This is a genomic window from Roseomonas sp. CAU 1739, assembly GCF_039839775.1.
Taxonomy (GTDB): Bacteria; Pseudomonadota; Alphaproteobacteria; order Acetobacterales; family Acetobacteraceae; genus Neoroseomonas.
In genome coordinates this window covers 588,146-610,069 of sequence record NZ_JBDOQQ010000001.1, presented here as the reverse complement: position 1 = coordinate 610,069, position 21,924 = coordinate 588,146, and the positions used below count along the sequence as shown (strand labels likewise).

The window sequence follows — 21,924 nt, the reverse complement described above, 5'->3', positions numbered from 1 at the left end:
GACCCGGGGCGGTGTCCGCCGCGCTCCAGCCCAGCAAGGCAGCCGAGGTCCGCACGCCGGAGGCCGGCGTGGCACTGGTCCCGGACGGGCTGACCGCCTTCGCCGCCCGCGTCGCCGCGCTGCGCGCCGCCACCACCTCGGCCGACCTGCAATACTATGCCTGGCACGGCGACCTGACAGGCCGGCTGCTGGCGCGGGAAGTCATCCATGCCGCCGATCGTGGCGTGGCCGTGCGACTACTGCTCGACGACATGTATGCGATCGGCCGTGAGCGCGTCCTCGCGGCGATGGAATCGCATCCGCGCATCCAGGTCCGGCTGTTCAACGCCACCGCCTGGCGCAGCTTCGGCCCACCGGGGCTGGTGCTGGAGATGCTGTTCGGCGGCTGGCATCTCGATCACCGGATGCACAACAAGGCCTGGATCGTCGATGGCACCTGCGCGATCGCCGGTGGGCGCAACATCGGCGACGAATATTTCGACGCCTCGGGGCATTTCAACTTCCGCGACCTCGACCTCATCCTGCGCGGCCCGCCCGTACAGGCGATGCAGCGCATCTTCGAGAGCTACTGGTCGCACCGGCTGGCCCGGCCGCTGCGCCGGATCAGTCGCGCCGCCTATCGCCGCCGCGCCCTGCGGAAGCTCGCCCGGCAGCTCGATGCGGCCTGGGCCGCCCCGGCGGCGCGGCCCTTCTTCGAACGGGTGGCGGCCACCCCGCTCCTCGCGCGGCTGCTGAGCGGGGCAGCGGGGGGCGACCTGCTGGCGCTGCCGGCCGCGGCAGTGCGTGTGGTGGCAGACCCGCCCGGCAAGGCGACCGGTGCGGTGCCGGTGGCCGACTGCCTCGCCGCGGCGATCCACGACGCGCTGCACGGCGCCGAACGTGAGGCGCTGATCATCTCGCCCTATTTCGTGCCCGGTGTGGACGGCACGGCGCGGATCGAGGCGATGGCACGGCGCGGCGTGCGCGTGTCCGTCGTGACCAATTCCCTTGCCGCGACGGATGTCGTCGCGGTTCATGGCGGCTATGCGCGCTATCGCGAAAGGCTGCTGGCGGCCGGTGTCGAACTGCATGAACTGAAGCCGAGCGGCGATGAAGGCCGCAGCGTCTTCGGGTCGCGCGGCGCGAGCCTGCACACCAAGGCCTTCGTCATCGACGGGCGGCTGGCCTTCGTGGGGTCGTTCAACCTCGACCCGCGATCCATCGCGCTGAACACCGAAATGGGCACCTTCATCGAAGACGCCCGCGTCGCCGAGCAGCTGCGCGCCGAGCATGGACGGCTGACCGCGCCGGCCTGCAGTTGGCGCGTGTGCACCGGACCGGGGGGACGCCTGTCCTGGACCACGGAGGATGGCGGCCGTCCGGTGACGACGCGCCACGAGCCGGACACTACGCTGCGGATGCGCATCCTGGCCCGCATGCTGCGCTGGCTACCGATCGAATCGAAGCTGTAGCCGATTGTCGGCCCGGCGGGCTTGCGCGACGCTTCCCATCGGACGAGCCAGGGCGCCTCATGACCTTCCAGATCACGTTGCAGGAACCGTTCCGCGCATTGTTCTACGCGCCCTTCTACGCGGCGCTGGCGCGCGGGGATTACGCGGCACAGGGTGTCGAGGTGCGGCTGCTGCCGGGTGCTGCCCCGTCACTCGCCAAGGATAGCGTGCTGGACGGCACGGCCGACCTTGCCTGGGGCGGGCCGATGCGGCTGCTGCTCGCCCATGACAAGGACCACGGATGCCCGCTGCGGCTGTTTGGCGCGGTGGTGATGGGGGACCCGTTCTTCCTGGTCGGGCGGCAGGCCCGCCCGGACTTCCGGCTGGCCGACCTCGCGACGCTGACGCTCGGCACCGTCAGCGAGGTGCCGACGCCGTGGTGGACGCTGCAGGACGACATCCGCCGCGCCGGGCTCGACCCCGGCAGCCTGGCGCGCGTGACGGATCGCAGCATGGCGGAGAACGCGGCAGCGGTTGCCGCCGGCACGCTCGATGTCGCGCAGGTCTTCGAACCCATCGCCAGCGCCATGGAAATCGCCGGAACCGGCCATGCCTGGTACGCGCAGGCCAGCCGCGGCCCGACCTCCTACACCGCCTTCTATGGCCGCACGGATGTGATCGCGGCGAAGCGCCCGGCCTTCGAGGCGATGGTGCGGGGGCTGGCCGTCACGCTCGCCTGGTTCGCCAAGGCTTTGCCGGCGGATATTCTCGCGGCCATCGCACCCTTCTTCGACGGGCTCGACCAGTCCGCCGCGGCAAAGGCGGTGGCGCGCTATCGCGACCTTGGCGTCTGGACCACCACGCCGCGCTTCCCGCCCGAGGCGCTGGCCCGGCTGGAGGCGGCGATGCTGTCCGCCCGGGCGATCACCCACGCGCCAGGCTTCGCGGGGCTGGTCGCCGAGGATGTCACGGACGCCGCGCTCGCCTGAGCGCGGCCGCCCGCGGCCCGTTACCGGGCGTTCGCCGCCATGCGCATCGCCGCGGGTGCGGGCAGTTCGATCTCGATCGCCAGCGTGGACATGTCGCCGCCGCGGTCGAGATTGACGTTCACCTTGCCCGGATCGATCGCGACGTAGCGCGCGACCACCGCGACGAGTTCCATCTGCAGCTTCGGCAGGAAGTCTTCCCGCGTGCGGCCGATCCGTTCATGCGCCAGCACGATCTGCAGGCGTTCCTTGGCGGCGGAGGCACTGGCCGGCTGTTCCTGCCGGCGGCCGCGGAAGTAATCGAGCCAGCTCATCACGCGGCCCTCCCACCGAACAGGCGCTTGAAGATGCCCTTCTTCTCCGCCTCGATGAAGCGGTGCGGCTTCTCCTCACCGAGGAAGCGGGCGACGGCATCGGTATAGGCCTGCCCGGCCATGCTCTCGGCATCCATGATCACCGGCGTTCCGGTGTTCGATGCCTTCAGCACGCTCTCGCTTTCCGGGATCACGCCGAGCAGCGGGATGGACAGGATCTCCTGGATGTCCTCGAGCTTCAGCATCTCGCCGCGCTCGACGCGGTTCGGGTCGAAGCGGGTGACCAGCAGGTGTTCCTTCACCGGCTCGCGCTTCTCCTCCGCGCGCTTGGACCGCGACTGCAGCACGCCGAGGATGCGGTCGCTGTCGCGCACCGACGAGACTTCCGGGTTGGTGACGACGATCGCCTGGTCGGCGAAGTACAGCGCAAGCAGCGCGCCCTTCTCGATGCCGGCGGGGCTGTCGCACAGGATGTAGTCGAAATCCTTCGCCAGCTCCTCGATGATCTTCTGCACGCCGTCCTTGGTCAGCGCATCCTTGTCCCGCGTCTGGCTGGCCGGCAGGATCGACAGCGTATCGACGCGCTTGTCGCGGATCAGCGCTTGGTTCAGCCGCGCCTCACCGCTGATGACGTTCACGATGTCGAACACCACGCGCCGCTCGACACCCATGATCAGGTCGAGGTTGCGCAGGCCGACGTCGAAATCGATGACGACGGTCTTCTTGCCCCGCTGCGCGAGGCCGGTGGCGAAGGCTGCCGAGGATGTGGTCTTGCCCACGCCCCCCTTGCCCGATGTGACGACGACGACCTGTGCCATGTCCCCTGCCTCCTCGTTCAATTCCCTGCCGGCGCCCCCCGGCCCGCTGCCCCATTCGTCCCGGGACGCATGGAGCGGGCCGTCGCCGGCATCATCAACTTCAGCCGATCGGGTCGAAGCGCATGCGCTCGCCCGTCAGCCGTACCTGCACCGCCTTGCCGATCGGTGCCCCCGTCAGCCCGTCGCGCACCGCGTAGTAGCCCGCGATGGAGATCAGCTCGGGGTCAAAATTCTGTGCGAAGACCCGTGCCTCCGCATTGTTGCCGCCACCCGCGATCGCCCGGCCGCGCAGCGCGCCATAGACATGGATGTTGCCGTCGGCGATCACCTCGCCCCCCGCATTCACGGTGGAGGTGACGACAAGGTCGCCGCCCGCCGCATAGACCCGTTGGCCGGCCCGCACGGGCTGGTCGTGGATCACGGTCGGGCGCGCCGTGCCGGGCGGCGGCGGCGGTGGCGCCACAGGCTCGGCCGCTACGACCGGCGGCGGCGGCGCGGCGGCGAGCGGTGCCTCGTCCTCACGCCCGCCGATGGAACGCACGGGCGGCAGGCCGAGCGACATCGCCGCGTTGCGCAGTTCCGGCGATCCGCCGGTGGTGCCGATCGGCACGATGGTCAATTCGCGCAATCCGGCGATCAGCCCCGCGAAATCCACCTCATGCGCCGGCAGCGCGATGTCATCGAGGCCAAGCACCACCGGCGCGAAACGCAGGAAGCCGGGGGCGCGGCGGAACTGGTCGCCGATTGCCGGCACCACCGCTTCCGGCCGCGGATCGAGCAGCCGGAGGACGAGCAGGTTGAAGTTCGCCCCGCGCAGGCGGAACGGTTCCAGTCGGGGCGACGTTTCGGGCCGAGGCGCGGCGGACATGAGGCTCCCGAGAAGGTTCATCTGATGACCGAAACCATACGGATTGTGTCCGAAGGCGACGGCAGACACCAGATATAGCGTGTGGGGTTGTCCCGGCGAAGGGCGCCTTGTGGCTCCCCTGTCCGGGCAAGAGGTTATGGCGCGAAGTTCGCAACCGACGCCAGGGGCGAATCGGCAGGCGCGACTCGCCAGGGGCGAATCGGCGGGGCTGGCGAGCCGACCATGCATCTCGCAGGATGCATGGCATCTCGCGGAGCCATCCGATGCACCCCATCACCCTCAATGAACCCTTCCGGGCCGTCTTCTACGCGCCATTCTACGTCGCCGAGGCGCGCGGGATGTTTGCCGCGCAGGGCCTGGAGGTGGTCCGCGCCACCGCCGGGGACCCGACCAAGGCAGCGGAGAACCTGCTCTCAGGCGCGGCCGATATCGCCTGGTCGGGCCCGATGCGCCCGATGATGCTGCGCGACCGCGACCCGTCCTGCCCGCTGCGCTCCTTCTGCGCGGTGGTGATGAAGGACCCCTTCCTGCTGGTCGGCCGCGGGCCCAACCCCGGCTTCACGCTGGCCGACCTGCCATCGTTGCGGTTCGGTTCCGTCAGCGAGGTGCCGACGCCGTGGTGGTGCCTGCAGGACGATCTGCGCCAGGCGGGCATCGACCCCGACGCGCTGAACCGGACAACCGGGCGCAGCATGGCGGACAACGTCGCCGCGGTGCTGTCCGGTGACCTCGACGTGGCCCAGGCCTTCGAACCGCACGCCGCGCTGGCCGAGGCGAAGGGTGCCGCCGTCTGGCATCGCGCCGCCGATCGCGGGCCTTCCGCCTACACCGCCTTCTACGCCACCGAAGCGCGCATCGCCGAGCGCCGTATCGAATTCGAGGCGATGATCCGCGCCATGGCTCACGCACTCGCCTGGATCGCCGAGGCCCCGCCGGAGGAGATCGCGGCGACCATCGCGCCAATGTTCCGCGACGTCCCGCGCGACGCGCTGGCCACGGCACTCGCGCGCTACCAGGCGCTGCACCTGTGGTCGCCGACGCCGCACTTCCCGCGCGAAGCCTTCGAGCAGCTGCGCCGCGCGATGACCACCGCCGGCATACTGAAGGGCGCACCCACCTTCGAGGCCTGCGTGGACGAGGACATCGTCACCCACGCGCTGCGAGGCTGAGATGGCGACCGATCGCGGCACCCGCGCCGACTACCGCTTCTTCCTGCCGATACCGACGCGCTGGATGGACAACGACGTCTATGGGCACGTCAACAACGTCACCTATTACTCCTGGTTCGACACGGTTGTGGCGCGCTTCCTGATCGATTGCGGGTTCCTGCACATCCCGACCGCGCCGGTGATCGGGCTGGTGGTGGAAACCCAGTGCCGCTATTTCGCGCCGATCGCCTTCCCCGACACCATCACCGCGGCGTTGCGCTGCGGCCGCGCGGGGAACACCTCTGTGCGATACGAGATCGCCATCTTCCGCAATGATGAGAATGCGGCGAGTGCGGAAGGCCATTTCGTGCATGTCTATGTGGACCGCGCGACGCAGAAGCAGACCACGCCGCTGCCCGACCTGCTGCGCCGCGCACTGGCGGACATCACCCGGCCAGACCCGGCCTGATGCCTGACGAGGCCGCCCGCCGCATCCTGCTGCTCGGCATCGCCGCGGCCGGGCTGGTGGCGGGGCTGCTGCCGGTGCTGCTCGGCCGCGGGGCCGCCGAATGGCTGTTCACCATCGGCACCTTGCCGGTGCTCGCCGCGCTGCTGCGCGACCTGTGGCACGGCTTCAGGCGCGGCGAATTCGGCCTCGACCTGATCGCCGCCCTGTCGATGGGCGGTGCGCTGCTGCTGGGGGAATCCCTGGCCGCCGCCGTCGTCGCGCTGATGTATGCCGGCGGCGAGTTCCTCGAATTCCGTGCCCGCCAGCGCGCACGGGCCGAGATGACGGCGCTGCTGTCGCGCGTGCCGCGCAGCGCCATGCGCCACGGCGCCAAGGGGCTGGAGGAGGTGCCGCTCGATGCCATCGCGCCGGGCGACCGGCTGTTGATCGCGCGCGGCGCAGTGGTGCCGGTCGATGGCAGCATCGATGCCGTCGCCGCCGTGCTCGACACCTCGGCGCTGACCGGGGAACCCCTGCCGCAGCGCATCGCGCAGGGTGAGGCAGCCATGTCTGGCAGCGTCAATGCCGGGGAGGCCTTCGACCTGCTCGCTACCCGCCGCGCCGCCGAAAGCACCTATGCCGGCATCGTCCGGCTGGTCGAGGCGGCGCAGGCGAGCAAGGCGCCCATGGCGCGACTGGCCGATCGCTGGTCGGTCTGGTTCCTCGCCTTCACCGTGCTGCTGGCCGGCGGCGCCTGGATCGCGACCGGCGATGCGGTGCGCGGCCTGGCGGTGCTGGTGGTCGCCACCCCCTGCCCGCTGATCCTCGCCGTGCCGGTTGCCATCATCGCCGGCTTGTCGCGGGCCGCCGGCGCGGGCGTGCTGGTGAAAAGCGGCGGCGCGCTCGAAGCCATGGCGCGCGCGCGCGTGCTGCTGCTCGACAAGACCGGCACGCTGACCATCGGGCGCGCGCGCCTCGCGGCCATCCTGCCGGAAAACGGGGTCGCGGAGGAGGAACTGCTGCGGCTCGCCGCCTCGCTCGACCAGGCCTCGGGCCATGTGCTGGCGCAGGCCCTGGTAGAGGCGGCAACCACGCGCGGCCTCACGCTCTCCACGCCGATCGCGGTGCAGGAAGCACCGGGCGAAGGCATCGCCGGGCTGGTCGATGACCGGCAGGTGGCGATCGGCAGCGCCACCTACGTCGCCACGACCATCGGTGGCCCGACCCCCGCCGCGCCGCCCGACCAGCCGCCCGGCGCGGCGCTGGTGTTCATCGGCGTCGATGGCGCACCGGGTGGCGTGCTGGTTTTCGAGGACCCAATCCGCCCCGACGCGCCGGCCATGCTCGCCGGCATGCGCCGCGCCGGCATCGGGCGGGTCGTGCTGCTGTCGGGCGATGCCGAGGCGCCGGCGCAGGCGGTCGGGCGGGCGCTCGGCCTCGATTCCGTCGTGGCCGGCTGCACGCCCGAGGGCAAGGTTGCGGTGGTGCGTGCCGAAGGCCAGGCCGGCCCGGTCATGATGATCGGCGACGGCGTGAACGACGCGCCGGCGCTGGCCGCCGCCGCCATCGGCATCGCCATGGGCGCGCGCGGTGCGGCCGCCAGCAGCGAGGCCGCGGATGCGGTGGTGCTGGTCGACCGGCTCGACCGACTGGCGCAGGCGATCCGCATCGCGCGCCGCACCTTGCATATCGCGCGGCAGAGCGTGATCGCCGGCATCGGGCTGTCGTCCGCGGGGATGGTCGCGGCCGCCCTCGGCCATCTGACCCCGGTCGAAGGCGCCTTGCTGCAGGAGGCGATCGACGTCGCGGTCATCCTCAACGCGCTGCGCGCCTTGCGCGGGGATGACGACCGGGCGATCTAGGCGCCAGGAACAGGAGACGCCCGATGAGCCAGACCCAAGCGCCGCTGACGCGGCTCGCCATCCTCGACGACTACCAGGGCGTGGCGATGGCCATGGGGCCATGGTCGGATCTGCCTGGGGTCGAGGTCACGGTGTTCCGCGACACCATCACGGACCGCGACGCGCTGGTGCAGCGCCTGGCTCCCTTCGACGCCATCCTGGCGATGCGCGAGCGCACCCCCTTCCCGCGCGCGCTGATCGAGCGCCTGCCGAACCTGCGCCTGCTGATCACCACCGCGGCGCGCAACCGGTCGATCGACGCGGCGGCCTGCGCCGACAAGGGCATCGTCTTTTGCGGCACGGCCTCCTCCGGCGACCCGACCACTGACATCACCTGGGGATTGATCCTGAACCTGATGCGCGACCTGCCGGCGCAGCAGGCCGCCTTGCGCGCGGGCCAGTGGCAGACCTCGGTCGGCTGGGGCACGGAAGGGCGCACGCTCGGCGTCATCGGCCTCGGCAAGCTTGGTGCCCGCGCGGCGAAGGTGGGCCTGGCGCTGGGGATGAAGGTCATCGCCTGGAGCACCAACCTGACCGAGGAACGCGCGGCCGAGGTCGGCGTGACGCGGGTGGACAAGGCGACGCTGCTGGCGACCGCCGATGTGGTCACGCTGCACCTGATCCTGTCGGACCGGTCGCGCGGCATCATTGGCGCGGGCGACCTCGCGCAGATGAAGCCGACCGCCTACATCGTGAACACCTCGCGCGGGCCGCTGATCGACCAGGATGCGCTGATCGCCGCACTGAAGGCCGGCACCATCGCCGGCGCGGGCATCGACGTCTTCGACATCGAGCCGTTGCCGCCGGGCCACCCGATCCTGTCGGCGCCGAACACCATGCTGACGCCGCATCTGGGCTACGTCACCCAGCAGAACTACAGCGCCTACTACAAGGGCACGGTCGAGGCGATCCTGGCCTTCAATGCCGGCGCGCCGGTGCGCGTGATCACGCCGTGAGCACGCCCTACGCCTTCGCCGAGGGCTGGCGCTACTGGTCGCAGAAGGAACGCGACGACGCCTACAACAACACCGACATGGTGGCCGACAGCGCACAACAGGTCGCCGCACGCAATGCGCTGTCGGGCGCATTCCGCGCGGCGCATGCCGGGCATCTCGACCTGCCCTATGGCGAGGCGGAGCGCGAGCGCTGGGACTTGTTCCCTGGCGCCGATCCGGCGGCGCCCTGCCTGGTGTTCATCCATGGCGGCTACTGGCAGCGCAACCGGCGCGAGGATTTCGCGATCCTGGCACAGGGCGCGCTGGCGATGGGCTGGTCGGCGGCGCTGCCGGGCTACACCCTGGCCCCGGACGCCTCGCTGACCGGCATCACCTGGCAGATCAGCCGGGCGCTCGACTGGCTTGCCGCGAACGGGCCGGCGCACGGCATTGCCGGGCCGGTGGTCGTCTCGGGCTGGTCCGCGGGCGGGCATCTCGCGGCTCTGGCGGCGGAACATCCGTCGGTGACGGCGGCGCTGGCGATGTCGGGTGTCTATGAACTCGGCCCGATCCGCGACACCTATCTGGACGAGAAGCTGCGGCTGACCGAGGCGGAAGTCGCCAACCTCTCGCCGATCCGCCGCCCGGTCGTGGGCAAGCCGATCGCCATCGCCTATGGCGGGGCGGAACTGCCGGAACTGCGCCGGCAATCGCGCGTGTTCCACCGTATCCGCGCCGAGGCGCAGGCGCCAGGCCCGCTGATCCCGATCCCCGGCGCCGACCATTTCCGGATGCTTGAATCGCTATGGAACGTCGATGGCGCGCTGACCCGCGCCGCAGCGGAGTTGCTGAAATGACCGGCTACGATTTCACCGGCGTGCTGCTGGCCATCCACGTCGCGCCCGCGGCCTCCGCACCCATGGAGGAACGCGATGCGGCGCGGCTGGTCGAAGGCGTGGGCATCGAGGGCGACCGCTATGCGACCGCGAAGGGCACCTACAGCCACAAGCCGCATCCCGACCGCCAGGTGACGCTGATCGAGATCGAGGCGCTCGATGCGCTGGCGCGCGACCATGGCATCGACCTGCCGCCGCACGAAACCCGGCGCAACCTGACGACCGGCGGCGTGCCGCTGAACCACCTGGTCGGTCGGGACTTCCGCGTGGGGGATGTGGTGCTTCATGGCGCGCGGCTGAACGTGCCATGCCAGTATCTCGAGGACCTGCTGGGCAAGAAGGTGTTCAAGCCGCTGATCCATCGCAGCGGCCTGAACTGCATCATCGTGAAGGGCGGCACCATCCGGCCGGGCGACAGCGTACGACCGGCCTGAGCCCCGTCAGGGCAGACCGGCCTTGCGCAACCCGGCCAGGTAGTGGGCGAGGTCCTCGGCCCTGGCCAGCGGGATCCGTTCCCGCGCCTTGGCCAGGTTGAAATCGGGTTCCATGGCCACCAAGCGGTCCCGGATCACGGCCGCTTCCTCGCGGCGGCCGAGGTGGCCGAGTGCGGAGACCCAGGCCTTGTAGGGGAAGGTGAAGTCGGCATGCATCGATGTCACCTGCCGGGCGGCCTTATCGACCTCCTCATGCCGCTTCAGCATCAGCAGCGGCACCAGCCGCGCTGAATCGAAGAAGAAGGCGTGCGGGTGATGCGGCGCGAGCTTGCTGTACCTTTCCCACCGGCGCAGCGCCTCCTCGTGATGGCCTTGATAGGACAGCGCGAGGGAGGAGAAGACCCAGGCCATGGTCAGGTTGGGGTTCAGTTCCAGGGCGCGCTTGTGAAGTTCGACCGCCTCGTCCACGCGATGGTGCAGGAAGGCGCGCACATGGCCCAGGATCGTCAGCGCCTGCGCGTCCGACTTGTCGAGCGTGACGGCGCGAGAGGCGAGTTCCTCGGCCCGCGCCAGCACATCCTCGCCCGCCGGTGCCCAGCCCTGGCCGACCAGCAGGAGGTGCCAATAGGCATGCCAGGCAAATGCCGGGCCGTAGTCCGGCTCGAGCCTGGTCGCCTCGGCCAGGAGCGCGCCCGCGTGTTCGTAGGATTGCCGATCGAGCCCCCGGTAGATCGCCGGGATGGCGCGCAGCAGCAGGTCATGGGCGGTCGTCATCAGCGTTTGGCGAGACGCGGTGCGATCCGCCTCGATCAGCAGGATCGCGGGATCGATCTGCGCGACGACCTGCGCGGCGATCTCATCCTGCAATTTGAGCAGGTTTCCGGCGTCGCGTTCAAACCGCTCCGACCACACCACCTTCTCGGGCGGACGATGGTCGGTCAGACGCAGGGACACCCGCACGCGACCCTCCGCGCGCTGCACCGTGCCCGAGAGGGTGAAGTCGAGGTCGAGCGCGCCATCCGGGCTTTGCTGCCGTTCAACGGCCGCGACCGAGGCCGAGTCGACGAGGGTGAGCCAGCGGAACCGTGCCAGCGCCGAGGTGATTTCCTCCGCAAGCCCGAGCGAAACCTCGGCATCGCCCCCTTCGCCCAACGTCCTGAAGGGCAGGACGCCAAGCCGCGCACCGAGCAGCGTGCTGCGGCGTTCCGACCGCGGCAGCGGGACGGCAATCTCCCCACGGAGCGACTCGGCCAGCGCGGCGGTTTCCGGGGAGGGGGCGCTGCGGAATCGCTCGGCAAAGATGTGCCGGCATTCCTCCCAGGCGGCGAAGGCGGCGCCGCGGTCGCCGCGCTCTGCCTCGGCCCTGATCATGATGCGCCAGACCGGCTCCTGCGCCGGATCGATGGCGAGCACGCGGCGCGCTTCCTGAGCGCGCGCCTCGGCCGTGGTGGCACTGGTGAGCCGGGAGTTGGCCGCTTCCAGCGCGATGTCGCGAAAGCGGCGGCGCTGTTCTGACAGCCAGGCGTCGAAGGCGACGTCCAGGTCGTCGAGGTCGGACAGCAGCTCGGCTTGCAGCAGGTTCAGGGCCTCGACCCGATGGCGCGCCAAGGCGGGCAGCGCGCGTGCATCGGTCCAGATGGCCTGATCATTGAGCGCCACCGTCTCTCGCGTCGCGACGATCAGGCCTCGGCCATCGATACCGAGGGCGTCCTGCAATTCGTGCAGGGCCTGGCGGAGGGAGCCCCGGGCCTGTTCCTCGCCTCGCTTGCTCCAAAGGAGTTCGGCCAGCCGCTGGCGGGAGACGAGATTGGGCGCTTCGAGGGCCAGGACAGCCAGCACAGCTCGCGTCTTGCGCGATCGCGGCAGGAGAGGTTCGCCTGTGACGGCGCGCACATCCATCCGCCCCAGCATGGTGATCCGCACCCTGATGGCTGGCGGCGCAGCCATGAGTACGTCCGGCATATCGGGCGCGTTGGCAGGTCTGCTGTCCTTGCCGGAATCGACTGCTAGTTCGGACATGATCACGCTCTCTTAACGTGCCGCTGGGGTTTCACCAACCGCCGCGATCAGCATCTTACTCGCCTGGCTCGGCGCGGAAATGACGAAGCAGTGCGCATGACGGCATGCCGACGATTCGGGAATCTATCCAGATCGGCAAATAAGGCATCAGATCAATCATCTTCTGGTTGCATTCGCTACCGTGAATTACGCGTGAACTGCGTTAGACCCGCATGAAACTCCCGTTGGTTTGAGTCATGGTCAAGGCCTTTGAACCACAAAGTCAGATCGAAGCCTGATCACTTTCCTATCATCTAATTCTACCTGGAATAAAAAACCTGACAAGTAGGAATGTTTACTTGTTATCGAAGTAAATCAACGCCAAGTTGATGAGGTCTAGCCCGGCTGGGCGGGCTCAAACGAACTTGGAGAACTCATCATGGCGACCACCTCGACGATCCTCGACGCCGGCAAGGTCCGCATCGGCGCCGGCATGCGCACCCCGAAGGCCTCCGTTGCCGACAAAGGCACCGTGCGCATCGGCGCCGGCATGCGCACCCCGAAGGCTTCCGTCGCCGACACCGGCACCGTGCGCATCGGCGCCGGCATGCGCACCCCGAAGGCTTCCGTCGCCGACACCGGCACCGTCCGCATCGGCGCCGGCATGCGTACCCCGAAGGCCTCCGTCGCCGACCAGGGCACCGTCCGCATCGGCGCCGGCATGCGTACCCCGAAGGCTTCCGTCGCCGACAAGGGCACCGTCCGCATCGGCGCCGGCATGCGTACCCCGAAGGCCTCCGTCGCCGACAAGGGCACCGTCCGCATCGGCGCCGGCATGCGTACCCCGAAGGCTTCCGTCGCCGACAAGGGCACCGTCCGCATCGGCGCCGGCATGCGCCGCGCCTGATTCCCGGAGCTGGGGGCTCTCACCATGGGAGCCCCCGCCCCTGTTCACCCACGCGCGCAGCCAAGGACCAGCCCCATGTCCCAGGACCGCACCCCTATCGTCGCCTTCCATCGGCTGATCCCCGGGATCCCGGCGCCCGAGCGCGCCGACCGCTCGGCACTCGGCGGCCTGCCGACGCGCGCCTTCCGCTATTGCGACGCGGTCACCACCGCCTCCGGCTTTGGCTGGCACATCACTGCACCGCTGGACTTTTCCCTGCTGTGGGATGGCCACGAGGTCCTCTGGACCTGCGAGGAACTCGAGCATGAATGGATGCCGCTCGGCCTCGGCGCCGTGCAGTACCCGCATTTCCGAGCCCGCTTCGATGAGGAGGTGCCGGAGGATATCCGCGGCTTCTCCCCTCCCTTCCTGACCGGCCTGCCAGAACCTGGCGTGGTCCAGATGTGGACCGGGCTGTTCGTGCGTTGCGCTCCGGGTTGGTCGCTGCTGTCGCGCGCACCCGCCAACCTGCCGCGCCCCGCCGCCTATGAGCAATTCGAAGGCGTTGTCGAATTCGACAAGTGGTTCGGCCCGCTGTTCACCAACATCCGCATGACCCGCACCGATACGGTCGTCGAGATCAACCAGCTCCGCCCGATCCTGCAGGTCCAGCCGGTCCCGCAATTCGCCTATGCCGAGGCGGTGATGAACGCCTCCACCACCACCGACGCCTTCACACAATGGGGCGACACCGAGTGGGATGCCTATCGCGACAGCGTCGTCATCCCGGCCAGCGCCGAGGAGCACAAGCCCGGCCACTACGCCACCGAAGTGCGCCGTCAGCGTCGCGGCCAGGGATGCCCCTTCGCGGCCATGGCGGCGGCCCGGGAGGCCGCGCCGGCCGCCTGATCCCCCGTGCCGGTGAGGTCCGAAGCCGTCGGTTCGCGCGGACCGGCGGCTTCAAGCTGTCTGGATGCCCGATGCGCATCGGCGCATGATTGCCGGACAGGAGGAACCGATCATGAATGATGTCGCCGAGGCGCCCGCGCTCGATGCGAAACACGTTGCCGAATTGTCGCGCCAGCTGACCGAGCTGCTGCGCCTGCGCACCTTCCCCATCGGCATGAAGCTGTTCGCCGATGCCGAGGAGATGGCCAAGGTGCCGGGCCTGCGCCGCCCGACCGAAGGCAAGACCTTCTCCACCTGCCAGCTGGTGACCCAGGCACGCATCGCCGGGTTCACCATGGGCATCACCACGGCGAATGTGCCCGGCTTCTCCAATTGCGGCGGTGTGATCGGGCTGAACGAACCCTCCGAGCTGTACCTGTCGGGCCGCAAGTTCGAGGGCGTGTGGTTCGAGAATCGGGAGGCAGCCGCGCTGCACCAGGCGCAGATGCCGCGCGTCCCGCCGCGCTATTCGGGGCTGGTGGTCTCGCCGCTGCGCTCCGCTCGGCTCGACCCGCCGGACATCTGCCTGTTCTACGCGAACCCCGCGCAGATGATCCTGTTCATCAACGGGCTGCAGTGGAAGACCTATAAGCGCTTCGATTTCTCCGTGACCGGGGAGAGCGCCTGCGCCGATTCCTGGGGCAAGGCGCTGCGTGACCGCGCGCCGTCGCTCTCCATCCCCTGCTACGCCGAACGGCGCTATGGCGGGGTCGCGGATGACGAGATGCTGATGGCGCTGCCGCCGGCCGACCTCGCCATCGCGGTCGAAGGGCTGCTCGGGCTGTCGAAGGCCGGGCTGCGCTACCCGATCATGCCCTATGGACCGCAGGCCGATCCCGGCGAGGGCATGGCGAAATCCTACGCCGGCAAGACCTGAGGCGCCGTGCGGCGCGATAGGGCTTGCGCCGCGCACCCCTCGCCCGGTCATATGTCCCCCTAGGCAAAGCCGTCCCCCACCAGGAGAGGATGGCAGCCAGGGAGGTACCATGCGTCGTCTCGCCAAGCCCGGCGTGCACGCGCGCCATCGCATCGCGGCAACCCCAGCCGATGGGGTTGTCGGGTGAGCGGCGCTGCGCTCCTCGAAGTCCGCGACATCGTGGTCCGGTTCGGCGGCGTCACTGCCGTCGGCGGCGTGTCCTTCGATGTGGATGACCAGCAGATCTGCGGGCTGATCGGCCCCAACGGCGCGGGCAAGACCACGCTGTTCAACTGCATCAGCGGCATCTACCAGCCGAATCAAGGCGAGATCCGCTTTCGCGGCGCCGTGGTCACCGGTCAGCCTCGCCACCGCATGATCGGCCTGGGCATCGGGCGTACCTTCCAGAACCTCGCGCTGTTCCGCACGCTGTCCGTCCGCGACAACGTGCTGGCTGGCGCGCATCACCTCGGCCGTGCCGGCTTCCTCGCCTGCGGGATGCACCTGCCCTGGGTCGGGCGGGAGGCCGCCGTGCTGGACGCCGAAGCCCGCCGGCTGATGGCGATGCTCGATCTCGAATCCGTCGCGGAGGTCCCGGTTGCCTCCCTGCCCTTCGGCACGCAGAAGCGGGTCGAGATGGCCCGCGCGCTGATCGGCCAACCGCGGCTTCTGCTGCTGGACGAACCGGCCGGCGGGCTGAACCATGGAGAGGTCGACGACCTCGCCGGCCTGCTGCGCCGCGTGCGGGAGGAGTTCAGCCTCTCCATCCTGCTGGTCGAGCATCACATGAACCTCGTGATGAACGTCTCAGACAAGGTCGTGGCGCTGGATTTCGGCCGGAAGATCGCCGACGGCACGCCGCATGACGTGCGCAATGATCCCGGCGTCATCGCCGCCTATCTGGGGGAGGCCCCGCATGAGCGCGCTGCTTGAGCTGCGCGGCCTGCATGCAGCCTATGGCCAGACCCGCGTGCTGCACGGCATCGACCTGACGGTCGACCCGGGCGGTGTCACCGCCCTGCTGGGGGCCAATGGCGCCGGCAAGACGACGACGCTGCGCGCGGTCTGCGCCATGGTCCGCACCGAAGGCGAGGTGCATCTCGCCGGCGAACGCATCGATGGCCGCGCGACGGAAGACATCGCCCGGCGCGGCGTGGCCCATGTGCCCGATGGCCGCGGCACTTTCATGGAACTGACGGTCGAGGAGAATTTCCGCCTCGGCGCCTATGTCCGGAAGGACCCCGAGGTCGCCGCCGATTTCGAGCGGATGTTCGGCTATTTCCCACGCCTGCGGCAGCGCTGGAAGCAGCAGGCGGGCACGCTGTCGGGGGGCGAGCAGCAGATGCTCGCCATCGCCCGCGCGCTGCTGCTGCGCCCGCGCCTGCTGCTGCTGGACGAGCCGTCCTTCGGTCTCGCGCCGCTGATCGTGCAGGAGATCTTCGGGATCATGCGCCAGGTCCGCGAGACGCAGGGCGTCGGCATCCTGGTGGTCGAACAGAATGCCCGGCTCGCGCTGGATGTCGCCGATCGCGCCTATCTGCTGGAGACCGGGCGCATCGTCGTCTCCGGCCCGGCGCAGGAGATCCGCGAGGACGAACAGATCCGCCGCTCCTACCTCGGCTACTGAAGGGAAGACCATGCAGGGACTCGCCCATCAGCTGATCGCCGGCATCGCCACGGGCGGCATCTACGCGTCCGTCGCGCTGGCCCTGGTGATGATCTACCAGTCGACGCATCACCTGAACTTCGCGCAGGGCGAGATGGCGACCTTCTCGACCTACATCGCGCTGACGCTGATCCAGGCGGGGCTGCCGTATTGGGGCGCCTTCGTCGCGACGCTGGTGATCTCCTTCGGCATCGGCGTCTTCATCGAACGCATCATGCTGCGGCCGATGCACAACGCGTCGGTGCTGGCCAATGTCGGCGTTTTCATCGGCCTGCTGCTGGTATTCCGCAACGCGATGGGCTGGATCTTCGAATACACGATCAAGGCCTTCCCCTCGCCCTTCGAAACCGGCACGCCGTTGCTGGGCGGGCTGGTCTCGGGGCATGAGCTGGGATCGACCGCCGTGACGCTCGCGGTCCTCGCGCTGGTCTACCTGTTCTTCCGCTACACCAAGCTTGGCCTGGGCATGCGCGCGGCGGCGTTCAACGCGACATCAAGCAAGCTGGTCGGCATCCGCGTGGGCTGGATGCTGGCGCTGGGCTGGGGCTTGGCGGCCGCGATCGGGGCCATTGCGGGCATGATGATCGCACCCGTCGTCTTCCTCGAACCCAACATGATGCTCGGCATCCTGCTCTATGCCTTCGCCGGCGCGCTGCTGGGCGGAATCGACAATCCCGGCGGCGCGGTGATCGGCGGCTTCGCGGTCGGCGTGATCGAGAATCTCGGCGGCGCTTATCTGGTCGGGACGGAGCTGAAGCTCACCCTGGCGCTGGTCATCATCATCTGCGTGCTGCTGGTCAGGCCATCCGGCCTGTTCGGGCGCGTCGTGCAGAGCAGGGTCTGAACGATGAGCACGAGCCAGCAGCCGATCGGCAACGCCCTTGCCACCGCGGCGGAGCCTGCGGCGCACGGCGTTCGGCCACTACGCGCCGCCCTGATCCTGGCTGCCTTCGCGGTGGTGGCCGCTGCCCCGCTCGCCTTCGCCAGCAGCTACCAGCTGTTCCAGCTGACCCTCGCGGCGACCTATGCCATCGCCATCCTTGGGCTGAACATCGTGACCGGGTTCAACGGGCAGATCTCGCTCGGCCACGGCGCCTTCTATGCGGTCGGTGCCTATACCACCGCGATCCTGATGACGCATTTCGACGTGCCCTATTGGGCAACGCTGCCGATCGCCGCCCTGGTCTGCGGTGCGATCGGCTTCGGCGTCGGCTTCCCGGCCCTGCGGCTCGGCGGCCTGTATCTCGCGCTCACCACCTTCTCGCTCGCCGTCGCGGTACCGCAGATCCTGAAATACAAGGGTGTGGAGGAATGGACGGGCGGCGTGCAGGGCGCCTTCCTGGTCAAGCCGGATGCGCCGAGCTTCACCGGGCTCGACAACGACCAATACCTGTACCTTTTCGTGCTGGTCATCGCCGCGCTGCTGTTCATCATGGCCGCGAACCTGCTGCACAGCCGGATCGGGCGCGCCATGCGATCCATCCGCGACCACCCGACCGCGGCCCAGGCGATGGGCATGGACATCGCACGCATCAAGACGCGCACCTTCGCGCTGAGTGCCGGCATCACCGGCCTGGCCGGCGCGCTCAGCGCCATCGCGGTGGAATTCGTCGCGCCCGACAGCTTCAGCGTCGAACTCTCCATCAACCTGTTCGTCGGCATGGTGGTGGGCGGCGTGGGCTCCATCATCGGACCGATCTTCGGCGGGCTGTTCGTGGTGTTCGTGCCGAACCTCGCGGAATCCGTCTCGCGCGCCGCGCCGGGGGTCATCTACGGCGTCATCCTGATCTTCTTCCTCTATCTGCTGCCGCAGGGCTTCGCCGGCTTCCCCCGTCGGGTCGCCGCGCTGCTGCGCCAGCGCCCGCAAGGCTGAACGACCAAGGGAGGGACTGCGACATGCTGCAACGACGTTCAATCCTCGCCGCCTCGGCGGCCATGCTGGCGGCGCCGAGGCTCGGCCACGCCGTCACGGTCGGCGTCACCGCGACCGAGATCAAGATCGGCAACTTCATGCCCTATAGCGGCCCGGCCTCGGCCTATGGCGTGATCGGGCGGGGCGATGCCGCCTATTTCAAGATGATCAACGACCAGGGCGGCGTCGCCGGGCGGCAGATCAACTTCATCAGCTACGACGATGGCTACAGCCCGCCCCGCGCCGTCGAGCAGACGCGCCGCCTGGTCGAGCAGGACCGCGTCGCCCTGCTGTTCCACACGCTCGGCACGCCGTCGAATTCGGCGATCGTGCGCTACACGAACCAGCGCCGCGTGCCACACCTGTTCCTGGCGACCGGTGCGGACAAATGGGGCAACTACCAGGACACGCCCTGGACCATCGGCCTGCAGCCGAGCTACCGCACCGAGGCGCAGATCTACGCCAAGTACATGCTGGAGCAGAAGCCGAACGCCAAGGTCGCGCTGCTGTACCAGAACGACGATTTCGGCAAGGACTACGTCACCGGCGTGAAGGACGTGCTGGGCAGCCGCTTCGACAGCGTCGTCACGACGGCATCCTATGAAGTGACGGATCCGACCGTCGATTCCCAGGTGGTTTCGCTGCGCGGCAGCGGGGCCGAGGTGATGATCACGGCGGCCACGCCGAAATTCGCCGCCCAGACCATCCGCAAGGTGCACGACATCGGCTGGCAACCGATGCATTTCATGTCGAATGTCTCGATCTCGATCGCGGCGGTGATGCGCCCGGCCGGGCCGGAACGCGGTATCGGCATCATCACCTCCGCCTATCAGAAGGACATCACCGACGCGACCTGGAACGACGATCCGGGGATGCGCGGCTGGCGCGACTGGATGCGCAAGTACCTGCCCGAGGGAGATATGGCCGACAGCGGCTATGGCACCGCCTACAATGCAAGCTTCATCATGACCCAGGTGTTGCGGCAGTGCGAGGGTGAGTTCTCCCGCGAGAACATCATGCAGCAGGTGGCCAACCTGCGGAACGTCGAGCTGCCGCTGCTGCTGCCGGGCATCAAGGTCAACACCAGCCCGACCAATTTCCACCCCATCCGCCACATGCAGTTGCAGAAGTGGAGCGGCGAGCATTGGGAACGCTTTGGCGACGTGATCGAGGGTGCGAACGTCTGACGATGCCTTCGGGACTGCGCCGCGCGGCGCAGTCCCGGCAGGTGGCGCGGATCAGACCGACCGCGTGATGCCGCCATCCACGCGCAGATTCTGCCCGGTGATGTAGCCGCCGCCATCCGAAGCCAGGAAGGCGACGGTCGCGGCGATCTCCTCGACCCGGCCATAGCGCCCCATCGGGATGGATGGCAGCCGTTCGGCGCGCACCGGCAGGCTGTCGATGAAGCCCGGCAGCACGTTGTTCATGCGCACATTGTCCGCCGCGTATTTGTCGGCGAACAGCTTCGCATAGGCCGCGAGCCCCGCGCGGAACACGCCTGACGTCGGAAACGCCGGATCGGGTTCGAAGGCCGCGAAGGTCGAGATGTTGATGATCGCCCCGCCCTTCTTCGCGACCATGATGGGTGCGACGAGGCGCGTCGGCCGCACCACATTCATGAAATAGACGTCGAGCCCGCGATGCCAATCCTCATCCGTCAGGTCGAGGATCGGCCCGCGCGGCCCGTGCCCCGCGCTGTTCACCAACACGTCGATCCGACCCCAGCGCGCCATCGCCTGGTCCACGAGGCGCTTGAGATCGTCATTCGACTGGTTCGACCCGGTCACGCCAATGCCGCCAAGTTCAGTGGCCAGTGCCTCCCCCTTGCCGGAGGAGGACAGGATCGCGACCGCGAACCCATCCGCCGCCAGCCGGCGTGCCGCCGCCGCACCCATGCCGCTGCCGCCCGCCGTGACGAGCGCAACCTTCTCCGTCGCCATGATCCGGCATCCCCCGTTGCGTTGTCCGGCACCCGCATCGGGTGCCGATCCTGATCAGTCCGCCGACATGCGGATCGGCGGATTCACATCCGCCGGCAGCGGGCAGACATAAGGGTGCACATCGGTGCGCGCCTTGTGATCCGCTTTGGCCGCCGCGATGATCTCCGGGTTCTGGATCGCATCGACCGCGGTGCCGGCCATGATCTTGGCCACATGCACCAGGCCCTTATGCGCGATGCCGGACTTGCCCTGCGCGGTCAGCTGCCATGAATGCCCCGGCGTGCCGATCGCGTAGGTCGCCCCGCGCGCCTGCACCGTGGGTACCGCCCAGGAGACATCGCCCACATCGGTCGAGCCGACGCCGCCGCCGCCCTTCGCATCGAGCGGCACGATCTGGTCGCACAGCGGCTTGTCGCGCTCCACCTTCAACCCGTGGCGGCGGAAGGCGACGGCGATGTCCTCGTCGGACAGCGTCTTCTGGATCTCCCGCGCATAGGCGCGGTCAGCCTCGTCGAATTCCGGCGGGCCGAGGCGCTGCATGGTCGCGAACATCGCCTGCTCCAGCGGGGTATTCGCCAGCAGGTTCGACACCGCACTGACCACCTTGGTCTTCACGGATGTCTCGGTCATCAGAGCCGCGCCGTCGCCGATCTTGCGCACGCGCGCGACCAGCTGGTTCAGGCCCACCAGGTCCTTCGCGCGGATCAGATAGCGCACCGTCGCCGTGCCCTGGACGACATTCGGCGCGATGCCGCCGGCATCGAGATAGGCGTAGTGGATACGCGCGTCAGACGGCATGTGCTCACGCATGTAGTTGACGCCGACATTCATCAACTCGACGGCATCGAGCGCCGAGCGCCCAAGTTCCGGCGCCGCGGCGGCGTGGGACGACCGCCCGGTGAAGGTGAAGTCGATGCGGGTATTGGCCAGCGAGACCGCCTCGTTCACTCCGGTGAAAGCCGCCGGGTGCCAGCAGATCGCCATGTCCACGTCGTCGAAGGCGCCGGAGCGGACCATGAAGCCCTTGGCCGCACCACCTTCTTCGGCCGGACAGCCGTAGTAGCGCACGCGTGCCTTCACGCCGTTCGCCGCCAACCAGTCCTTCACGGCGGAAGCAGCGAGCAGGGATGCCGCGCCAAGCAGGTTGTGGCCGCAGCCATGGCCCGAGCCATCACCCGGCAGCGGCTTGTGTTCGGCGACGCCGGCCTCGTTGGAAAGACCCGGCAGCGCATCGTATTCGCCGAGGATGGCGATGACAGGACCGCCCTCGCCCGCTTCGCCCATCACGGCGGTCGGGATGCCCGCGACGTCGCGCGTCACGCGGAAGCCGTGCTGTTCCAGCAACGCGGTGTGCTCGGCGCAGGACTTCACCTCGGCGTAGCACAGCTCCGGCATGCCCCAGACGCGGTCGGCGAGGCCGATGGCATCGGGTGCCTTGGCATCGACAAGGCGCCAGATTTCTTCCGAGTTCCGCATG

General features: G+C 68.9%; 22 protein-coding genes. 16 read left to right on the top strand and 6 right to left on the bottom strand.

The window, feature by feature from the left end:
* The first annotated feature begins 11 nt into the window (after positions 1-11).
* Entirely contained in the window at positions 12-1,451 is a 1,440-nt protein-coding gene (locus tag AAFN86_RS02905; RefSeq protein ID WP_347541707.1) for a phospholipase D family protein, read from the top strand.
* Positions 1,452-1,510: 59 nt separating this feature from the next.
* Positions 1,511-2,419, top strand: a complete 909-nt coding sequence (locus tag AAFN86_RS02900) for an ABC transporter substrate-binding protein (RefSeq protein WP_347541706.1) — start codon at positions 1,511-1,513, stop codon at positions 2,417-2,419.
* Between the two features lie 20 nt (positions 2,420-2,439).
* On the opposite strand, the gene minE is transcribed toward AAFN86_RS02900, so the two are convergent.
* The 3 genes from minE to minC form a co-directional block, all read right to left on the bottom strand.
* The gene (gene minE / locus AAFN86_RS02895) at positions 2,440-2,730 is read right to left on the bottom strand and encodes a cell division topological specificity factor MinE (RefSeq protein ID WP_347541705.1); all 291 of its coding nucleotides are present in this window, start codon (positions 2,728-2,730) and stop codon (positions 2,440-2,442) included.
* The gene (gene minD, locus AAFN86_RS02890; RefSeq protein ID WP_347541704.1) at positions 2,730-3,548 is read right to left on the bottom strand and encodes a septum site-determining protein MinD; all 819 of its coding nucleotides are present in this window, start codon (positions 3,546-3,548) and stop codon (positions 2,730-2,732) included. Before minD ends, minE begins: the two co-directional genes overlap by 1 nt.
* Before the next feature lie 100 nt (positions 3,549-3,648).
* Positions 3,649-4,416: a septum site-determining protein MinC gene (gene minC, locus AAFN86_RS02885; protein ID WP_347541703.1), complete on the bottom strand. Its 768-nt coding sequence runs from the start codon at positions 4,414-4,416 to the stop codon at positions 3,649-3,651.
* A gap of 263 nt (positions 4,417-4,679) precedes the next feature.
* Between minC and AAFN86_RS02880 the strand changes: the two genes are divergently transcribed.
* From AAFN86_RS02880 to AAFN86_RS02855, 6 genes are read left to right on the top strand one after another with little or no spacing between them, the layout of a single operon-like run.
* A complete protein-coding gene (locus AAFN86_RS02880; protein ID WP_347541702.1) occupies positions 4,680-5,585 on the top strand; it encodes an ABC transporter substrate-binding protein in 906 nt (301 codons plus the stop codon).
* A 1-nt stretch (position 5,586) separates the two neighbouring features.
* Positions 5,587-6,033, top strand: a complete 447-nt coding sequence (locus tag AAFN86_RS02875; RefSeq protein ID WP_347541701.1) for a thioesterase family protein — start codon at positions 5,587-5,589, stop codon at positions 6,031-6,033.
* Positions 6,033-7,874 carry a heavy metal translocating P-type ATPase gene (locus AAFN86_RS02870; protein WP_347541700.1) on the top strand — a complete coding sequence of 614 codons (1,842 nt, stop codon included), beginning with the start codon at positions 6,033-6,035 and terminating at the stop codon, positions 7,872-7,874. Before AAFN86_RS02875 ends, AAFN86_RS02870 begins: the two co-directional genes overlap by 1 nt.
* Positions 7,875-7,897: 23 nt before the next feature.
* Positions 7,898-8,869, top strand: coding sequence for a D-2-hydroxyacid dehydrogenase family protein (locus tag AAFN86_RS02865; RefSeq protein WP_347541699.1), 972 nt, complete (start codon positions 7,898-7,900; stop codon positions 8,867-8,869).
* Positions 8,866-9,705 carry an alpha/beta hydrolase gene (locus AAFN86_RS02860; RefSeq protein WP_347541698.1) on the top strand — a complete coding sequence of 280 codons (840 nt, stop codon included), beginning with the start codon at positions 8,866-8,868 and terminating at the stop codon, positions 9,703-9,705. The genes AAFN86_RS02865 and AAFN86_RS02860 overlap by 4 nt, the downstream gene beginning before the upstream one ends.
* Positions 9,702-10,178 (top strand): MOSC domain-containing protein, encoded by a 477-nt coding sequence (locus AAFN86_RS02855; RefSeq protein WP_347541697.1) that lies wholly within the window; start codon positions 9,702-9,704, stop codon positions 10,176-10,178. Before AAFN86_RS02860 ends, AAFN86_RS02855 begins: the two co-directional genes overlap by 4 nt.
* A 6-nt stretch (positions 10,179-10,184) precedes the next feature.
* Here the strand turns inward: AAFN86_RS02855 and AAFN86_RS02850 are convergent, their stop codons facing one another.
* A complete protein-coding gene (locus AAFN86_RS02850; protein WP_347541696.1) occupies positions 10,185-12,197 on the bottom strand; it encodes a BTAD domain-containing putative transcriptional regulator in 2,013 nt (670 codons plus the stop codon).
* A 418-nt stretch (positions 12,198-12,615) separates the two neighbouring features.
* Here AAFN86_RS02850 and AAFN86_RS02845 point away from each other — a divergent pair, with 418 nt between their 5' ends.
* The 8 genes from AAFN86_RS02845 to AAFN86_RS02810 all read left to right on the top strand — a co-directional run bounded on the left by AAFN86_RS02845 (position 12,616) and on the right by AAFN86_RS02810 (position 19,691).
* Positions 12,616-13,083: a hypothetical protein gene (locus AAFN86_RS02845; protein WP_347541695.1), complete on the top strand. Its 468-nt coding sequence runs from the start codon at positions 12,616-12,618 to the stop codon at positions 13,081-13,083.
* A 75-nt stretch (positions 13,084-13,158) separates the two neighbouring features.
* On the top strand, positions 13,159-13,971 hold the full coding sequence (locus AAFN86_RS02840; RefSeq protein ID WP_347541694.1) for a DUF6065 family protein: 813 nt from the start codon (positions 13,159-13,161) through the stop codon (positions 13,969-13,971).
* Between the two features lie 112 nt (positions 13,972-14,083).
* Positions 14,084-14,887, top strand: coding sequence for a DUF169 domain-containing protein (locus tag AAFN86_RS02835; RefSeq protein WP_347541693.1), 804 nt, complete (start codon positions 14,084-14,086; stop codon positions 14,885-14,887).
* Between the two features lie 183 nt (positions 14,888-15,070).
* Entirely contained in the window at positions 15,071-15,859 is a 789-nt protein-coding gene (locus AAFN86_RS02830) for an ABC transporter ATP-binding protein (protein WP_347541692.1), read from the top strand.
* Positions 15,843-16,553, top strand: a complete 711-nt coding sequence (locus AAFN86_RS02825) for an ABC transporter ATP-binding protein (protein WP_347541691.1) — start codon at positions 15,843-15,845, stop codon at positions 16,551-16,553. The genes AAFN86_RS02830 and AAFN86_RS02825 overlap by 17 nt, the downstream gene beginning before the upstream one ends.
* A gap of 10 nt (positions 16,554-16,563) precedes the next feature.
* Positions 16,564-17,436, top strand: a complete 873-nt coding sequence (locus tag AAFN86_RS02820; RefSeq protein WP_347541690.1) for a branched-chain amino acid ABC transporter permease — start codon at positions 16,564-16,566, stop codon at positions 17,434-17,436.
* A 3-nt stretch (positions 17,437-17,439) separates the two neighbouring features.
* The gene (locus tag AAFN86_RS02815; protein ID WP_347541689.1) at positions 17,440-18,465 is read left to right on the top strand and encodes a branched-chain amino acid ABC transporter permease; all 1,026 of its coding nucleotides are present in this window, start codon (positions 17,440-17,442) and stop codon (positions 18,463-18,465) included.
* 23 nt (positions 18,466-18,488) lie between these two features.
* Complete coding sequence (locus tag AAFN86_RS02810) at positions 18,489-19,691, top strand: ABC transporter substrate-binding protein (RefSeq protein WP_347541688.1); 1,203 nt, start codon at positions 18,489-18,491, stop codon at positions 19,689-19,691.
* Positions 19,692-19,742: 51 nt separating this feature from the next.
* Here AAFN86_RS02810 and AAFN86_RS02805 read toward each other — a convergent pair whose 3' ends face one another.
* Together AAFN86_RS02805 and AAFN86_RS02800 are read right to left on the bottom strand one after the other, a co-directional pair.
* Positions 19,743-20,447 (bottom strand): SDR family oxidoreductase, encoded by a 705-nt coding sequence (locus AAFN86_RS02805; protein WP_347541687.1) that lies wholly within the window; start codon positions 20,445-20,447, stop codon positions 19,743-19,745.
* Between the two features lie 54 nt (positions 20,448-20,501).
* The gene (locus AAFN86_RS02800; protein ID WP_347541686.1) at positions 20,502-21,923 is read right to left on the bottom strand and encodes a M20 family metallopeptidase; all 1,422 of its coding nucleotides are present in this window, start codon (positions 21,921-21,923) and stop codon (positions 20,502-20,504) included.
* Position 21,924: the final 1 nt, after the last annotated feature.

What these genes read in the sequence shown, in the direction of transcription:
- AAFN86_RS02900 (WP_347541706.1), top strand. Translation starts at nt 1,511, where the DNA reads ATGACCTTCCAGATCACGTTGCAGGAACCGTTCCGCGCATTGTTCTAC.
- minE (WP_347541705.1), bottom strand. Translation starts at nt 2,730, where the DNA reads ATGAGCTGGCTCGATTACTTCCGCGGCCGCCGGCAGGAACAGCCGGCC.
- minD (WP_347541704.1), bottom strand. Translation starts at nt 3,548, where the DNA reads ATGGCACAGGTCGTCGTCGTCACATCGGGCAAGGGGGGCGTGGGCAAG.
- minC (WP_347541703.1), bottom strand. Translation starts at nt 4,416, where the DNA reads ATGTCCGCCGCGCCTCGGCCCGAAACGTCGCCCCGACTGGAACCGTTC.
- AAFN86_RS02880 (WP_347541702.1), top strand. Translation starts at nt 4,680, where the DNA reads ATGCACCCCATCACCCTCAATGAACCCTTCCGGGCCGTCTTCTACGCG.
- AAFN86_RS02875 (WP_347541701.1), top strand. Translation starts at nt 5,587, where the DNA reads ATGGCGACCGATCGCGGCACCCGCGCCGACTACCGCTTCTTCCTGCCG.
- AAFN86_RS02870 (WP_347541700.1), top strand. Translation starts at nt 6,033, where the DNA reads ATGCCTGACGAGGCCGCCCGCCGCATCCTGCTGCTCGGCATCGCCGCG.
- AAFN86_RS02865 (WP_347541699.1), top strand. Translation starts at nt 7,898, where the DNA reads ATGAGCCAGACCCAAGCGCCGCTGACGCGGCTCGCCATCCTCGACGAC.
- AAFN86_RS02855 (WP_347541697.1), top strand. Translation starts at nt 9,702, where the DNA reads ATGACCGGCTACGATTTCACCGGCGTGCTGCTGGCCATCCACGTCGCG.
- AAFN86_RS02850 (WP_347541696.1), bottom strand. Translation starts at nt 12,197, where the DNA reads ATGTCCGAACTAGCAGTCGATTCCGGCAAGGACAGCAGACCTGCCAAC.
- AAFN86_RS02845 (WP_347541695.1), top strand. Translation starts at nt 12,616, where the DNA reads ATGGCGACCACCTCGACGATCCTCGACGCCGGCAAGGTCCGCATCGGC.
- AAFN86_RS02840 (WP_347541694.1), top strand. Translation starts at nt 13,159, where the DNA reads ATGTCCCAGGACCGCACCCCTATCGTCGCCTTCCATCGGCTGATCCCC.
- AAFN86_RS02835 (WP_347541693.1), top strand. Translation starts at nt 14,084, where the DNA reads ATGAATGATGTCGCCGAGGCGCCCGCGCTCGATGCGAAACACGTTGCC.
- AAFN86_RS02825 (WP_347541691.1), top strand. Translation starts at nt 15,843, where the DNA reads ATGAGCGCGCTGCTTGAGCTGCGCGGCCTGCATGCAGCCTATGGCCAG.
- AAFN86_RS02820 (WP_347541690.1), top strand. Translation starts at nt 16,564, where the DNA reads ATGCAGGGACTCGCCCATCAGCTGATCGCCGGCATCGCCACGGGCGGC.
- AAFN86_RS02815 (WP_347541689.1), top strand. Translation starts at nt 17,440, where the DNA reads ATGAGCACGAGCCAGCAGCCGATCGGCAACGCCCTTGCCACCGCGGCG.
- AAFN86_RS02810 (WP_347541688.1), top strand. Translation starts at nt 18,489, where the DNA reads ATGCTGCAACGACGTTCAATCCTCGCCGCCTCGGCGGCCATGCTGGCG.
- AAFN86_RS02805 (WP_347541687.1), bottom strand. Translation starts at nt 20,447, where the DNA reads ATGGCGACGGAGAAGGTTGCGCTCGTCACGGCGGGCGGCAGCGGCATG.
- AAFN86_RS02800 (WP_347541686.1), bottom strand. Translation starts at nt 21,923, where the DNA reads ATGCGGAACTCGGAAGAAATCTGGCGCCTTGTCGATGCCAAGGCACCC.